A 15,147-nucleotide genomic window follows, 5' to 3' on the forward strand; every position below is an offset into this window, starting at 1 on the left:
AGGATGTCTTGGAGGACAAACCTCTTCTACAGCAGCTCCGCTGCCTCGTTCACCGGCCTTGACGAACAGCCTCTACGCCTAACTGAACGGCGTTGCGTCTAGTACTCCAGCAGGACTTCACTGTCCGACCTGGTCTTTCGCCGGGTGGCGGGAGTGTAGCGGGTCTCCATCGCGCCTTCAGGACGCCGAGCGAACCATGCGGAAGAGGCCGTCCGGATCCTGCCGGACAGCCTCTTCACTCGTTACCCGCCCGCCCGGATCACTCCTTGCTGCTGGTCAGCCACAGACCGAGGGCCGAGCCGACGAAGACGACGCCCGACCCCACCGAGGCCAGGACCCGGGTGGTGCCGATGTAGTCGGCGAAGGTGCTGACGTAGACCGCGGCGGCGGTGGAGATGGCGAGCAGCAGCCAGAGTGCGGGCCTCATGGGGGTTCCTCCTGAGTGTGTCCCCGACGTCCCCCCGAGGGACGGCGAGAGCGGGTCGTTTACGTCGTCCACTCTCGCCGCCGACCCCCTGTCGGCACATCGGGTCCTGCTCCCACCCCGCAGGTGTAGCCCGCTACACCTGCGGGGTGGGGACGGCGACCGCCGTCACGGTCCGTGCGCGCGAGGTCATGCCTTCAGGTAGGCGAGGACGGCGAGGACCCGGCGGTGGCCGCTGTCGCTGGGGGGCAGGTTCAGCTTGGCGAGGATGTTGCCGATGTGCTTGCTCACCGAGCGCTCGGTGATGAACAGGGTGGTCGCGATCGTCGGGTTGTCGAGGCCCTGGGCCATGAGGCTGAGGACCTCGCGTTCACGCGGGGACAGCTCGTCCAGGGGGTCGCGACGGGTCATGAGCTGGGAGACCACGTCGGGGTCGAGCGCGGTGCCTCCGGCGGCGACCCGCTCCAGGGCCTGCTGGAACTCCTCGATGCGGGAGACCCGGTCCTTGAGCAGATAGCCGACGCCGGAGGCGCCCTGGCCCAGCAGCTCGGCGGCGTAGCTCTCCTCGACGTACTGGGACAGGACGAGGATGGGCAGGCCGGGCATCAGCCTGCGGGCCTCGATGGCCGCTCTCAGGCCCTCGTCACGGAATCCGGGGGGCAGCCGGACGTCGAGGACGGCCGCGTCGGGCCGGTGTTCCAGCAGGGTGGGCACCACCTCGGGCCCGCTCCCCACGACGGCGACGATCTCGTGGCCGACGTCCTCCAGCAACAGAATCAGGCCCTCGCGGAGAAGGACGTTGTCCTCCGCGATCACGATCCGCACGGCAGTACCACCTCAATCGTTGTTCCGGAACCGACAGGGCTGTCGATCCTCGTCGCACCGTCCAGGGCGGCGACGCGCTGGCGTACGCCGTCGAGTCCGCTTCCCGCGCCGGCGCCCGGCACGGCGCCGCCACGCCCGTCGTCCTGGACGAGGACGCGCAGGCCGGTCCGTTCGTACCGGAGGGACACCCGGGCCTGAGCCGCTTCGCTGTGCCGGGCGATGTTGGTGAGGGCCTCGGCGACCACGAAGTAGGCGGCGGCCTCGACGGCGGCCGGCGGACGGCGGACGGGCTCGGGCAGGTCGAGGGCGATCGGGATCGTCCGTCCCGTGGCGAGCGAGCGGATCGCGCCGTTCAGTCCGCGGTCGGAGAGGATCGGCGGGTGGATGCCGCGGATCACCGTGCGCAGCTGGACGAGTGCCTCGTCCACCGTCGTCCTGGCGTCGAGCATGAGCTTCCTGGCGCTCTCGGGGTCCTTCTCGAACCGGCGGTCGGCCAGGCCGAGCCGCATGGCGACCGCGACGAGTTGCGCCTGGGTGCCGTCGTGCAAGTCCCTCTCGATCCTGCGGAGTTCCGCCTCGTGCGCCTGGAGCGCCCCGGCCCGGGAGGCGGTCAGCTCCTCGATCCGGCGTCCGGAGCCGGTCCAGTTCCCCAGCAGCATCTCCGCGACGCGGGTCTCCAACAGGGCGGCGGCGGGGGCGAGCCAGAGGAAGAGGAGGACGAAGATCCAGACGCAGACGGCGGACAGGACGATCGCCTGCAGCCAGGTCGTGAGGGGGGCGGCCAGGAGGGTGAGGGTGCCGCTGGGGAGGGTCCACCACCACATCGGGATCGAGAGGGTCAGCAGGAGGCTGAAGAGGGCGCCGAGGACGAGGACGGGCAGGATCAGGCCGACCATGCCGTGGAGCAGCATCCACGCCACGTCCTTGCCGGTCCCGGAGGATCGCAGCAGCTGGAGGGTCTGCCGGCGGGCACTGCCCTGGAGCGTCGGGTACGGGCGTCGTACCGCCCGGCCGAGGCGTCGTTCCGTGCGGCGGCGCTCGGCGTCGGCGAGGGACCGCAGGGGGCGGATCGCCCAGGGCAGGACCGGCGCGACGATGAGCGCGACGGCGACCAGCGGCAGCAGCACGTAGCCGGCCAGGGCGGGCAGGGCGGTCGTGAGGCCGCCGAGGACATACCGCGTGGAACGCAGGCTGTGACGTGCGCGTGCCTTCAAGTCCATGGGTCACGACGGTACGTCACGGTTGATTCCTTGTCATAAGTGCCCGCTCCACCTTCGTGGTGGAGCCTGCTACACCCCCGGAGCGGGGGGCCGACCGCTGCCGGCCGCCCCTGTCCCGAGCCTAGTTTCGAAGCCTGATCATGACCGACCAAAAGCATCGAAGGGCCACATCATGCGACGGACGACGACGAACGGGGACACACCGTACGCCGTGTCTCTGGACCAGGTCTCCAAGTCCTACGGCGACGTGACCGCGCTGGAGCAGGTGAGCTGGGGGTTCCGCACCGGCAGCTTCACCGCGATCATGGGCCCGTCCGGCTCGGGCAAGAGCACGTTCCTGCACTGCGCGTCCGGTCTCGACCGGCCGACGAACGGGTCGGTGCGGCTGGGCGACGTGGACATGGGCGGGCTGCGCGAGGCCGAGCTGACCCGGCTGCGCCGCGAGCGGATCGGCTTCGTCTTCCAGGGCTACAACCTGATGCCGTCGATGGACGTCGAACGGAACATCACCCTCCCCCTGTCACTCGGCGGCAAGAAGGCCGACCGGCAGTGGCTGACGGAGATCGTCCACCGGGTGGGCATGGCGGGCCTCCTCAAGCACCTCCCGGCGCGGCTGTCGGGTGGCCAGCAGCAGCGCGTCGCGGTCGCCCGGGCGCTGGTGACGCGCCCCGAAATCGTCTTCGCCGACGAGCCGACGGCCGCGCTCGACCCGAGGTCGGCCGGGCACGTCCTGAAGCTGTTGCGCGAGGCGGTCGACGAGATGGGGCGGACCGTCGTCCTCGTCACCCACGATCCGGTGGCGGCCTCGTGGGCCGACAGCGTCGTCTTCCTCGGAGGGGGCCGGATCGTCGACGAACTGACCGCGCCGTCCGCGGAGGCCGTCCTGGCCCGCTGGGACTCGCTGTGAGGCGCGGGATCGCCGCTGGCGTGGCGGCGGCGCTGCTCTTCGCCGCCGCGCTGACGGGCGCGTTCGGCGTCCTCCTGGAATCGGCGCTGCGGGCGCACGGGGCGGTCGACCGCTACGCCCCTGCCGTGGCCGTCGTCGCCGCGAGCCAGCGGGTCGAGAAGATCGTGGACTCCGGCGAGTCCCAGCGCACGGAGGTCAGACCCCTGCTCGAACGGGCCCGGGTGTCGATCGCCCCGGCCGAACGGCTGGCGGAGGTGCCGGGGGTCGTCCGGGTCGTCGCGGACGTGTCCGTGCCCGTGGTCACCGCGGACGGCACCGTGCTCACCGGTCGCGGATGGGAGTCGACCGCGCTCGGCCCGGTCGAACTGCGGTCGGGTCGTGCCCCGCTGGCACCGCACGAGGTGGCGATGGCCGCCGGGAGCGGCGCGGAGGTCGGGGACACCGTCCGGCTGCAGGCGGGCGGCCGTGCACCAGAGTCGTACCGGGTCAGCGGGCTGGTCTCGGGCGGTTCGGGGGCGGACAGCGCTGGCCGTGCGGTCGTGTGGTTCGGCGACCGGACGGCGCGGACGCTCGCCGGCCATCCCGGCCGGGCCGACGCGCTGGTGGTCCTCGGCGAGGACGGCACGTCCTCCGAGGCGCTCGCGGCGGCGGCCCCCGGTCTGCTGGTCGCGACCGGTGCCTCGCGCGGAGACGTTGAGAACCCGGGGGTGGCGGCGGCGCGGCTCGACCTGATCGGGGTGAGCGCGTCGATCGGCGGCATCGCCCTGCTGGTCGTGCTGCTGATCCTGACCGGGCTGCTGGACATCTCCGTACGGGACCGGACCCGCGAGCTCGCGGTGATGCGCGCCATCGGCGCCACCCCCCGGCAGGTGCGGCGGCTGATCGTCCGCGGCACCCTCAAGGCCGCCGTGCCCGCCGCGTTCCTCGGCGGCCTGGGGTCGCTCGGGCTCGGAGCGGTCCTGCACCGCTTCATGGCCGATCACGGTGTGCTCCCGCGGGAGTTGTCGCTCGTGCTGGGTCCGCTGCCCGTCGCCGGCACCGTGCTGCTGACCGTGCTCACCGCGGTCGGCTCGGCCTGGCTCGCGGCCCGGCGCGTCTCCCGCGTCCGGCCGGTCGAGGCCCTGGGCGAGGCGGCGACGGAGCCGGCGCGGCTGCCGCGCTGGCGGATGGTCACCGGGCTCGTCTTCCTGGCCGTCGGGCTGGGCGCGGCCTCCACGGCGCTCGCCTTCGGCGGGCAGATCGCCAGGGCGGCCATGGGCGGACTGGCGCTCACCCTGATCTGGGCCGCCGCGCTGCTGGGGCCCTGGATCGCGCGGGCCGGCATCCGGGTCCTGAGCCCTCCGCTGCGGCTGCTCTTCCCGGTCCCGGGCCGGCTCGCCGCGGAGACGGCCTCCGTCGCCGCCGTCCGGCTGGCGTCGGTGATCACGCCGATCGCGCTGGCGCTCTCCTTCGGGGCCGGCCAGCTCTTCGTCCAGAACACGGCCGTCAACGCCACCCGCACCCAGTCGGCCGCCGGACTGCTCGCGGACCACGTGCTCGTCGCGGACGGTCCGGGCGTGCCGAGCGCGGCGTACGAGGAGGTGCGGAGGATGCCGGGGGCGGAGGCGGTGACGGCCGTCAAGCGCACCACCGTCGTGAAATCGGTCGGCGACCAGCTCCAGTCGCTGCCCGCGCAGGGCCTCAAGGGCGCCCTGTCGAACCTGGATCCGGGCGTCACCTCGGGTTCGCTGGCAGATCTGCGCGGAGACGACACCGTCGCGGTCAGCTCGAACGTCGGCGACGCCGACGACCTCGGCGAGACCATGACCCTGTGGCTCGGCGACGGCACGCTGACCCACCCCCGGGTGGTCGCCGTCTACGACCGCGGGATGGGCTTCGGCGACGTCCTGCTGCCGCACGACCTGGTCGCCGAACACGTCACCGACGCCGGTCACGACGACTACCTGCTGGTGAAGGGGGACGCCGACCTCCGGCCGGTGACCGAGCGGCTCCCCGGGGTACACGCCACATCCGCGTCCGCGTACGGCGCGGCGCTGACCGAGCAGGCACGGAGTCAGGGGCTTCCGGGGCTGATGGCGGTCGCGGCCATCGCCCTGTTCACCCTGATCGGCGTGGTGACCACGCTGGCCGTCGCCACCGCGTCCCGCCGGCGCGAGCTGTCCCTGCTCCGCCTGATCGGCGCGACGCGCCGCCAGATCCTGTCCATGCTGCGCCTGGAGACGCTGCTCGTCCTCGGGACGGGCACGATCGTCGGCACGCTGGTGGCGGCCCTGACCTTGCTGACCTTCGCCCTCGCGGTGACCGGGCTGACCGCCCTGTCCGTCTCCCCCGCCGTCTGCGCCGCGATCCTCGGCGTGGTCTGCCTGGCGGGCATGTCGGCGGTCATGCTGCCGGCACGGCGGCTGGTACGTCGTCGCGGCTCGCCCCGGATCGAGTAGGAGGCCGCGCGCCCCTGACGCGCCCGTCTTCGGACGGGGGCACCACAGGGGATCCGTTCCTTCGTGCTCCACGACGATCACAGGCCGGGTGCCCGCTTCCTACCGTTCACCCATCACCCCGGACGGTTCCCACGGCACGGCGGGATCCGACGGCGGATCCCGCCCCCCGCCCTTCCACTTCCCCGCCCCTCGACCACGAGCGGCTCTCTGTTTCGGAGGCACTTCCATGAATTCCGAGGATCTGCGCGAACGGCTCGCCGAGGTGGCCGTGCGGCACGGCATTCCGGGCGCGAGCATCGCCGTCCTGCACGGCGACGAGGTCACCGAGGCCGCCTACGGCGTGCTCGACCGGGACTTCGGCTACCCGGTGACCACCGACTCGGTCTTCCAGACCGGATCGATCACCAAGGTGTGGACGGCCACCCTGATCATGCAGCTGGTCGACGAGGGACTGCTCACGCTGGACTCCCCGGTCGCCGACCACCTGCCCGGCTTCCGGGTCGCCGACGCACACACCTCAAAAACTGTGACGGTGCGTCAGCTCCTTTGTCACACAGGAGGGTTCGAGGGTGACATCTTCTCCGACCACGGCCCCGGCGACGACGCCGTCGAGCGTTTCGTGGCGGCGCTGCCCACCCCCGCCCGGCAGCTCTTCCCGTCCGGCGAGATGTTCTCGTACTGCAACAGCGGCTACGTCGTCCTCGGACGGATCATCGAGGTGCTCACGGGCCTGACGTGGGAGGCGGCCCTGCACGAGCGGATCGCCGCGCCCCTCGGGATGACCCACGCCGTCACCTCGCCGGGCCGGGCGATCCGGCACCGGGTGGCGATGGGCCACGTCTCCGGACCCGACGGCGAGCCGGTGAAGGCGCCGTTCTGGGAGATGCCGCGCTCCAACGCCCCGGCCGGCGCCACCCTGACGCTGACCGCCCGCGACCAGCTGCGCTTCGCCCGGCTCCACCTCGCCGACGGCCTGGCCCCCGACGGCACCCGGCTGTTGAGCGAGGAGTCCGTCGCCGCGATGCGACGCCCCGAGGTCGTGGTCCCGGGCGCGGGCCGGCTGGGCGACCACTGGAGCCTCGGCTGGGAGATCTTCGACTGGGAGGGGGGTCCGGTCATCGGCCACGACGGCGGCACCATGGGCCAGACCGCCCTGCTCCGTGCCGTCCCGGGCAAGGACGTGGCGGTGGTGATCCTCATCAACGGCGGTGAGTTCTTCGGCCTGCACGGGCTGGTCACGGAACTCCTCGCCGAACTCGCCGGGGTCACCGTCCCCCCGATGCCCACGCCGCCCACCGCACTTCCCGCGGTCGACCCCCGGTACTTCGCCGGACGGTACGAGTCGGTCACCCAGAGGGCAGAGGTGACCGAGACCGAGGACGGTCTCCGGCTCGTCCTGTGGCCGCTCGGCCCCAGCGCGGAGCTGCACGGCACCGACCCGCTGAGCGACCTGACGATGGTCCCGCTCGACGCGCACACGCTCATCGGCACGGCGCAGGAGAACGGCGAGTTCCCGACCGTCACCTTCCTCGGGGACGGCGACCGGGCCGAGTACCTGCACGGGACCCGTGCCATCCCCCGCGCCTGAACGACCGCACCGCACCCGGCCACCGGCCCTTCCGCCGGTGGCCGCCCGGGCCGGCCGCCGCGCCGGCCCCAGCACACCGTCCCGCCCCGCCCGGCCGACGGGCTCCAGGTCCGTCATCAGTAAGGAGACACACCATGACCTCACCGAGGAGGGCCGCTGGACGGCGCGAGCGGGTGGCCAGCGCGCTCGCCGTGGTCACGGCGACAGCGCTGATGTCCACCTCCTGCGGCGGCGGGGCGTCCGCCGACGGGGCGCGGACGGTCACCCTCGCCATCCGCACCGACCCGGGCAGCCTCAGTCCCCTCGGCACCGTCGACAGCACGGCGCTGATGATGAACCGGTTCGCCTACGCGACCCTGGTGCGCCTCGCCGCCGACGGGTCGACGACCGCGGGGGCGGCCGAGAGCTGGTCGGTCCGCGACGGCCGCGCACGCTTCGTCCTGCGGCCCGGGCTGACCTGTGAGGACGGCAGTCCGCTCACGGCAGCCGACGTCGCCGCCGGATACAACCACGTCGCCGACCCCGCGAACCGGTCTCCGCTGCTCGGTCTCGCCGTGCCCGCGAACGCGGGGGCGAGGGCCACGGCGGACGAGTCGACGCGGACGGTCACCGTCACCACCTCGGGCTCGGCCCCATTCCTCATGGAGATGGCCCGCATGCTGCCCCTGGTGTGCCGGAAGGCCCTCACCGATCCGTCCCGGCTCTCGCGGGCCACCGCCGCCACGGGCGCCTACCGGCTCACGGAAGCCGTCCCCGGCGACCACTACACGTACATGCGCCGGACGGATCCGGCCGGGACGGGCTCGGCACCGGCGGACGCGGCCGGTCCCGAGAAACTGGTGTTCAAGGTCGTGGCGGACGAGTCGACGACCGCCAACCTGCTGCTCGGCGGGCAGATCGACGCGGGGCAGGTCAACGGGCCGGACGCGGAACGGCTCATCGCGGCGGGCGTTTCGTGGAAGGGCACCCGGACACCCACCGGCCAACTGCTCTTCCACGAGTCCGCGGCCCGGCCCACCGCCGCGCAGGCCGTTCGGCGGGCCCTGGTCGGCGCCCTCGACCTGGAGCGGATCGGCTCCGTCGCCACCGGTGGCACCGGAACGCCCGCCACCAATCTCGGGGAGACCCCGCCGACCCCCTGCACCGGCGACACCGTGACCGGGAACGTGCCGCCGCACGACCCGGCGAAGGCCGCGGCCGAACTGACCGGTGCCGGCTGGAGGAAGAACGGCGGCGTCTGGGAGAAGGACGGCCGGCCGCTCTCCGTCACCCTGGTCCACCCCGTCATCGCCGGGCCACAGGTCACGGCGGCGGTCGAGCTGACCGTCAAGGAGTGGAACGCCTTCGGGGTGAAGGCCACCGCCGAGCCGATCGACGGCTCCGGCCTGCTCGCCGCGCTCTCGCGCGGTGACTGGGACGTGGCCTGGAGCCCGATCAGCGTGCCGCTGCCCGACCAGCTGACCCGCTTCTTCGACGGCCCTCCCCCGCCGGCCGGCAGCAACCTCGGCTCCGTGGACAACCCGGACTACCGACGGCTGGCCGCCGAGGCCGCCGCCCGCCCCGGCCGGGCCGGCTGTCCGCTGTGGAACCGGGCCGACGCCGCGCTGATCCGGCGCACCGACGTCACCCCGTTCGCCGACAGCACGGTCCGGACCTTCGGCAGGGGCATCCGCTTCGAGGTCGACGGCGGCGGCATCGTCCCCGACAGCCTGCGCAAGGGGTGACGACATGAGGAAGCCCCCTGTGCCCCACGATCCCGCGGACACCCGGCCCGCCGCCGCACCGGCCGGAGCCACGGCCGGGACGCCCCGGGCCACCGCCACCACGGCCCGGAGCGGCGCGGAGACGAACCCGGTCGACGCGCCGCCGGCCCGGCCCCGCCGCACCGCGCCGGGACCGTGGACCGTCTTCGCCCTGCGCCGTACGGGACGGCTCGTCGTCTCGCTCGCGGCCCTGGTCACCGCCTCCTTCGCCATGATCCACCTGCTCCCGGGCGACCCCGTCCGCACGGCGCTTGGCCCCACCGCCGACCCGGCGCTGGTCGAGGCCCGCAGACAGGCGCTCGGCCTGGACCGGCCGGTGCCGCAGCAGTTCGCGCACTACCTCGCCGAGCTGTTCCAGGGCCGGCTCGGCAAGTCGATCGGTGCCGGGCTCCCGGTCTCCGACGTCATCGCCGCCCGCCTGCCGGCCACGCTGTCACTCGCCCTGCCGGCCTTCCTCGTGGTGGTCCTGACCGCCGTCCCCGGCGGCATGTGGGCCGCCGTCCTCACCCGTGACGGGCGCCGTCGCCGAGGTGAGCTGGCCTTCGGCTCGGTGACCGGCGCCCTCGCCGCGGTGCCCGAGTTCCTGCTCGCCGTCGCGCTGGTGGCCTGCTTCGCGGTCGCCTTCCCCCTCTTTCCCGTGGCCTCCCGCGGCGGTCCCGACTCCTACGTGCTGCCCGTCGTCGCGCTGTCCGTCGTCCCCGCCGCCGCGCTCGCCCGGATCGTCCGGGTGGAGACGCTGCGGGTCCTGGGCGAGGAGTACATGCGCACCGCGTACGCCAAGCGGCTGCCCGCCCGGCTGCGCTATCTGCGCCACGCCCTGCCCAATCTGCTGGCCTCCTCCCTGACCGTCGGCGGTCTGACGCTGATGGCGCTGCTGACCGGCACGGTCCTGGTCGAGAACGTCTTCGCGTGGCCCGGCCTCGGCGCCACGATCGTCCAGGCGATCACCGAGAAGGACTATCCGATGGTTCAGGCCGTGGTCCTGGTCTACGGGGCGGCCGCGCTGCTGATCACCTTCGCCGTCGACGTGGCCGTGGCCGTCGCGGACCCCCGATCCACCGTCCGAGGGAGCTGACGATGTCGTACGCATGCCGACTCCGGCACGCCCTGCGCACCCCCGTGGGGCTGACCGCCCTCACCGGCGTCCTGGCGCTCGCCCTGGTCGCCCTCCTCGGACCGGTCGTCCTGGGCCCCGCCGCCGAGCGGGTGGATACCGGGGCCATGCTCCAGGGGCCCGGTGCGGTCCATCCGCTCGGCACCGACAACCTCGGCCGGGACATCGCCGCCCGGGTGGTGGTGGCGACCCGGCTCACGCTCGGGCTCACGCTCGCCGCGACCACGATCGGCGTGCTCGGCGGCCTGCTCCTCGGCGTCGCGCCGGCGGTCCTCGGCCGTCGCGCGGGGCGTGGGGTGACGGCGGTCGTGGGTGTCCTGATCAGCTTCCCCGGTCTGCTCTTCGTCCTCTTCCTCGCGACCGTCTTCGGCGTCGGGGCCACGGGCGCGGTCCTGGCCGTCGGGCTGGCCATGGTCCCGCCCGGGGCGCGGCTGGTGCAGAACCTGACCGCTTCCGTCGCCGGGTCGGAGTACGTGGCCGCGGCCCGGATCCTCGGGGTCGGCCGACTGCGCATGGTCACCCGTCACCTGCTGCCGAACATCGCCGAACCCTGTCTGCTCTTCGCGGCCCAGGCCGCGGCGGGCACCCTGGTCGCCTTCTCCGGGCTGTCCTTCCTGGGCCTGGGGGTGCAGGCGCCGTCGTACGACTGGGGACGGCTGCTCGACGACCAGCTGGACCGGCTCTACCTCAACCCGGTCGCGGCGCTCGCTCCGGGCGCGGCCGTGGTCCTCACCGGGGTGGTGTTCGCACTGGTCGGCGAGGTGTTCGCCCAGGCCGGCCGCCCGGTGCGGCCCCCCGCCGGCGGTGCCGTGGCGGCGCCGGGTCCCGCGCCGCGGCCGGCCCGCCCCGACGGGGCCCTGCTCCAGGTGCACGACCTGCGGGTCACCTTCCCCGATGGGCGGCGGCCGGTGCGCGGCGCCTCTCTGAGCATCGGGGAGGGCGAGGCGATCGGTCTGGTCGGCGAGTCCGGCTCGGGCAAGAGCCTGACCGCGCAGGCCGTGGCCGGCCTGGTGCCCTCGCCCGGCCTGGTGGAGGCCGGCACGCTCCGCTTCGAGGACCGGGACCTGCTCGCCGAACGGCCCCGCGGTACGGCCCTGGCCATGGTCTTCCAGGATCCGATGGCCTCGCTCAACCCGGCGCTCAGCGTCGGCCGGCAGCTGTCGGAGGTCGTCGAGGTCCACGAGCGGGCCGCCCGCTCGGCGGCCTGGGCCCGCGCCGTCGACCGGCTGCGCGCGGTCCGGATCCCCGACGCGGCGCGCCGGGCGCGGCAGCGGCCGCACTCCTACTCGGGCGGCATGCGCCAGCGGGCCGTGATCGGCATGGGTCTGATGGGCACGCCGCGGCTGATCATCGCGGACGAGCCCACGACCGCGCTGGACGTGACGGTCCAGCGGCAGGTGCTCGACCTGCTGGGCGAGGTCCGGCGGGAGTCCGGGGCGGCCCTGCTCCTGATCTCCCACGACCTGGCGATCGTGGCCGGGGTCTGCGATCGGGTGCTGGTGATGTACGCGGGCCGGATCGTCGAGGACCTGCCGGTCGCGGACCTGGCGGGGCGGGCCGCGCATCCGTACACCCGCGCCCTGATCGGGGCCGTACCGACCCTGACCACCGACCGGGACCGCGAGCTGGCGACGATCCCGGGCCGGCCTCCGGAACCCGACGACGCACACCCGGGCTGCCCCTTCGCCGCCCGCTGCGCGCACGCCGACGGCCGCTGCCGCACCGACGCCCCGGAGCTCGTCCCGCACGGGACGGCCGCCCGTGTCGCCTGCTGGCACCCGCTGACGCCGGCCGCTCCCGGCCCGGGCAACCCGATCCCGGAGGTCCGGGACGCGTCCACCACCGAGGAGGCCACCGCATGAGTTCCCTCGAACTCCGACAACTGCGGGTCCGTTACGGCCGCTTCACCGCCGTCGACGGCGTCGACCTCCTGGTCCCCGACGGCGGGATCACCGGCCTGGTCGGCGGCTCGGGGTGCGGCAAGTCCTCGCTCGGCCGCGCCACGGTGGGACTGGCGCCCATCACAGGGGGCCAGATCCTCGTGGACGGCACGCCCGTGGCCCACCGGCCCCGCCGTGGCCCGGTGCAGCTCGTCTTCCAGAGCCCGTACGCCTCGCTCGACCCGAGGATGACCGTCGGCGCCGCCGTCGCGGAGGCGCTGCCGCCGTCGCGGTGGTCGCCCCGGCCCGGGGCGACCGCGCGGGCCCGGGCGGAGGAGGCGGCACACTACCTGGAACTCGTCGGGCTCGATCCCGGCCGGGCGCCCCTCACCCCGGCAGAGCTCTCCGGCGGCCAGCGGCAGCGCGTCGCGCTGGCCCGGGCGCTGGCGGCCCGGCCCGGCGTCCTGGTCGCCGACGAGATCACCTCGGCGCTCGACGTCTCCGTCCAGGGCGCCGTGCTCAACCTGCTGCGCCGTCTCCAGCGGGAACTCCGCTTCTCCCTGCTCTTCATCTCCCACGACCTCGCGGTCGTCCGCTACCTGGCCGACCAGGTGGCCGTGATGGACCGCGGCCGGCTCGTCGAGCACGGGCCCGCCGACCGGGTCCTGCACGCCCCCGGCCACGCGGTGACCGCGTCCCTGCTGTCCTGCGTTCCCACACTGGAGGAGACCCCGTGACCACGACCAGGCCCCTGCGCATCGACGACCTGTACCGGTTCGCGATCCCCGACCAGCCGGCGCTGGCGCCCGACGGCAGCCGCGTCGCGTACACCCTGACGACCCAGGACGCCGGGCTCGACCGGCCGGTGCGTTCGCTGTGGCTCGTCTCCACCGGCGGCGGGCCGGCGGGCCCCGCTCCCCACCGCCTCACCTCCGGGCCGGACGACCACACCCCGAGCTGGTCCCCGGACGGCACGACCCTGGCGTTCCTGCGCGGCGGGCAGCTCCATCTGCTCCGCCTCGACGACGTCGAGGTCCGCCGGCTGACCGAGCTCGACCACGGCGCGACGATACCCGTGTGGAGCCCGGACGGCTCGCGGATCGCCGTCACCGCCGAGGTCCACCGCCAGGCGCCGGACGAACCCGTCATCGTGGACCGCCTCGGCAAGGTGGACGGGCAGGGCATGCGCGGCACCGCCCGCACCCAGCTGTTCGTCGTGGAGACCGCCTCGGGCCGGGTCACCCGGCTGACCCTCGGCGACTTCCACGTCACGGGTACGCCCGCCTGGTCGCCGGACGGCACCCGACTGGCCTTTCCCGCCGTCGTCGGCAGGGACTACGACCTCACGGGGACCGTCGCCGCCCATGTCGTCGACGCCTTCGGCCCTTCGCCCCTGCCGACCCCCGTCGGGCCCGCCGTCGGACCGGTCCGCGCGGTCGCCTGGCACCCGGGCGGCGACGCCCTGTTGCTGACCGGCCGCACCGCCCACGGGGCCGGCCACGAGTCGCTGCGGCTCCAACCGCTGGACGGCTCGGCGCCCACGGCGCTCGCCGTCGGACTGGACCGCAACGTCATGTCCGGCGGCTCGGGCTATCCGGGCGCCCTCCCCCAGTTCCACGGCTCGAAGGGCGAGAGCGTCGTCTTCTGCGCCCGGGACCGGGGCGCCACCCGGCCGTACCGGCTGCCGCTGGACGACGGACCCGGCCTCGGGAGCGCCGCGGCCGTGGAGCTTCCGCTTCCCGCGGGCAGCGGGGTGTCGGGCTGCTCGGTCGCGGCGGGGAAGGCAGCGCTCGCCGTGGCGGACGGCGCCTCGTACGGGGAGATCGCGCTCCTCGACCTGGAGACCGGCGCACTCGCCCGGCTCACCGCGCACATGGCCGGGGCGCTCCCCGAGGTGACGCTCGCGCCCGTCACCGAGCGGGAGTTCGTGATCTCGGACGGCACGCGGGTGCACGGTCTGGTCACCCGTGACCCCCGGACACCCGCCGGCGGGCCGCTGCTCGTCGATCTCCACGGCGGTCCGCACAACTGCTGGGCCCCGCACGCCGACCCCGTCCACCTCTACCACCAGGAGCTGGTCAGCCGCGGCTGGACGATCCTCGCCCTCAACATCCGCGGCAGCGACGGCTACGGCGAGGACTTCCTCACCGCCGCCGTCGACGCCTGGGGCGAGGGCGACGAGCGCGACGTGCTGGAGCCGGTCGGGGCGCTGGTCGCCGAAGGGCTCGTCGATCCGGAGCGGATCGCCCTCACCGGCTACAGCTACGGCGGCTACCTCAGCTGTTGGCTCTCCGCCCGCAGCGACTTCTTCGCCGCGGTCGTGCCGGGCGGTCTGATCGCCGACCTGCCGTCACTCGTCGCCACCTCCGTGGAGGGCCTGGAGATCGCGCACGAGGAGATCGCGGACGCCGACCGGCGGCGGGAGCTCTCCCCGCTCGCCCACGTGGACGCGGTGCGGGCCCCCACGCTGATCCTGCACGGTCTGGCCGACGACGTCTGCCCGGCGGGCCAGGCCGAGCAGTGGTTCCACGCGCTGCGCACCCGCGGGGTGACCGTCCGGATGGTCCTCTACCCCGGCGGCTCGCACCTGTTCGTCCTGAACGGCCGGCCGTCGCAGCGCGCCGACTACTGCCGCCGTGTCGTCGACTGGGTCACCGGGCACACTCTCCGCCCCTTCGGCGGCCCGGTCCCGCACGCCGCTTCGGCCCCCGAACCCGCCAGCTCCCGCTGACCTCCGGCACCCGCCCGCCGGGCTCCGCGCTCACCGGCGCCCGGCCCCCGACTCTCGGCGCTCCGCGTCGCCCTGACGCCGACTCCGCCGAGCCCGGAGCCGCCCCCACGAGGGGCACCGGCTCCGCCCCGTACGGACCCCGCCCCATCCGGCCGGCCTCCGCACGGCCGGTCGCGGCCCTCCGCCCCACCAGGCAGGGGAGCCGCGACCGGCACCCGCCCTCCGCGGCGGCACACCACCCGCGCCACGCACACCGT

Annotated in this window: 11 protein-coding genes; 8 read left to right on the top strand and 3 right to left on the bottom strand. The window is 74.2% G+C overall.

Annotated features, from left to right (window positions below):
* Window positions 1-259 precede the first annotated feature (259 nt).
* From ABT154_RS23665 to ABT154_RS23675, 3 genes are all read right to left on the bottom strand, one after another.
* Window positions 260-427 carry a hypothetical protein gene (locus ABT154_RS23665; protein WP_351858790.1) on the bottom strand — a complete coding sequence of 56 codons (168 nt, stop codon included), beginning with the start codon at window positions 425-427 and terminating at the stop codon, window positions 260-262.
* A 186-nt stretch (window positions 428-613) separates the two neighbouring features.
* Window positions 614-1,249, bottom strand: coding sequence for a LuxR C-terminal-related transcriptional regulator (locus ABT154_RS23670; RefSeq protein WP_351858791.1), 636 nt, complete (start codon window positions 1,247-1,249; stop codon window positions 614-616).
* A complete protein-coding gene (locus ABT154_RS23675; RefSeq protein ID WP_351858792.1) occupies window positions 1,237-2,469 on the bottom strand; it encodes a sensor histidine kinase in 1,233 nt (410 codons plus the stop codon). Before ABT154_RS23675 ends, ABT154_RS23670 begins: the two co-directional genes overlap by 13 nt.
* A 172-nt stretch (window positions 2,470-2,641) precedes the next feature.
* Here ABT154_RS23675 and ABT154_RS23680 point away from each other — a divergent pair, with 172 nt between their 5' ends.
* The 8 genes from ABT154_RS23680 to ABT154_RS23715 all read left to right on the top strand — a co-directional run bounded on the left by ABT154_RS23680 (window position 2,642) and on the right by ABT154_RS23715 (window position 14,890).
* Window positions 2,642-3,376 carry an ABC transporter ATP-binding protein gene (locus ABT154_RS23680; protein WP_351858793.1) on the top strand — a complete coding sequence of 245 codons (735 nt, stop codon included), beginning with the start codon at window positions 2,642-2,644 and terminating at the stop codon, window positions 3,374-3,376.
* A complete protein-coding gene (locus ABT154_RS23685) occupies window positions 3,373-5,814 on the top strand; it encodes an ABC transporter permease (protein WP_351858794.1) in 2,442 nt (813 codons plus the stop codon). The genes ABT154_RS23680 and ABT154_RS23685 overlap by 4 nt, the downstream gene beginning before the upstream one ends.
* 226 nt (window positions 5,815-6,040) lie before the next feature.
* Window positions 6,041-7,402, top strand: a complete 1,362-nt coding sequence (locus ABT154_RS23690; protein WP_351858795.1) for a serine hydrolase domain-containing protein — start codon at window positions 6,041-6,043, stop codon at window positions 7,400-7,402.
* A 134-nt stretch (window positions 7,403-7,536) separates the two neighbouring features.
* Window positions 7,537-9,126, top strand: coding sequence for an ABC transporter substrate-binding protein (locus tag ABT154_RS23695; protein ID WP_351858796.1), 1,590 nt, complete (start codon window positions 7,537-7,539; stop codon window positions 9,124-9,126).
* 4 nt (window positions 9,127-9,130) lie between these two features.
* Complete coding sequence (locus ABT154_RS23700; protein WP_351858797.1) at window positions 9,131-10,240, top strand: ABC transporter permease; 1,110 nt, start codon at window positions 9,131-9,133, stop codon at window positions 10,238-10,240.
* 2 nt (window positions 10,241-10,242) lie between these two features.
* Window positions 10,243-12,141: a dipeptide/oligopeptide/nickel ABC transporter permease/ATP-binding protein gene (locus ABT154_RS23705; RefSeq protein WP_351858798.1), complete on the top strand. Its 1,899-nt coding sequence runs from the start codon at window positions 10,243-10,245 to the stop codon at window positions 12,139-12,141.
* The gene (locus tag ABT154_RS23710; protein ID WP_351858799.1) at window positions 12,138-12,896 is read left to right on the top strand and encodes an ATP-binding cassette domain-containing protein; all 759 of its coding nucleotides are present in this window, start codon (window positions 12,138-12,140) and stop codon (window positions 12,894-12,896) included. Before ABT154_RS23705 ends, ABT154_RS23710 begins: the two co-directional genes overlap by 4 nt.
* Window positions 12,893-14,890, top strand: coding sequence for a S9 family peptidase (locus tag ABT154_RS23715; RefSeq protein ID WP_351858800.1), 1,998 nt, complete (start codon window positions 12,893-12,895; stop codon window positions 14,888-14,890). The genes ABT154_RS23710 and ABT154_RS23715 overlap by 4 nt, the downstream gene beginning before the upstream one ends.
* Window positions 14,891-15,147: the final 257 nt, after the last annotated feature.

The organism is Streptomyces sp. NPDC001728 (assembly GCF_040297565.1).
GTDB lineage: Bacteria > Actinomycetota > Actinomycetes > Streptomycetales > Streptomycetaceae > Streptomyces.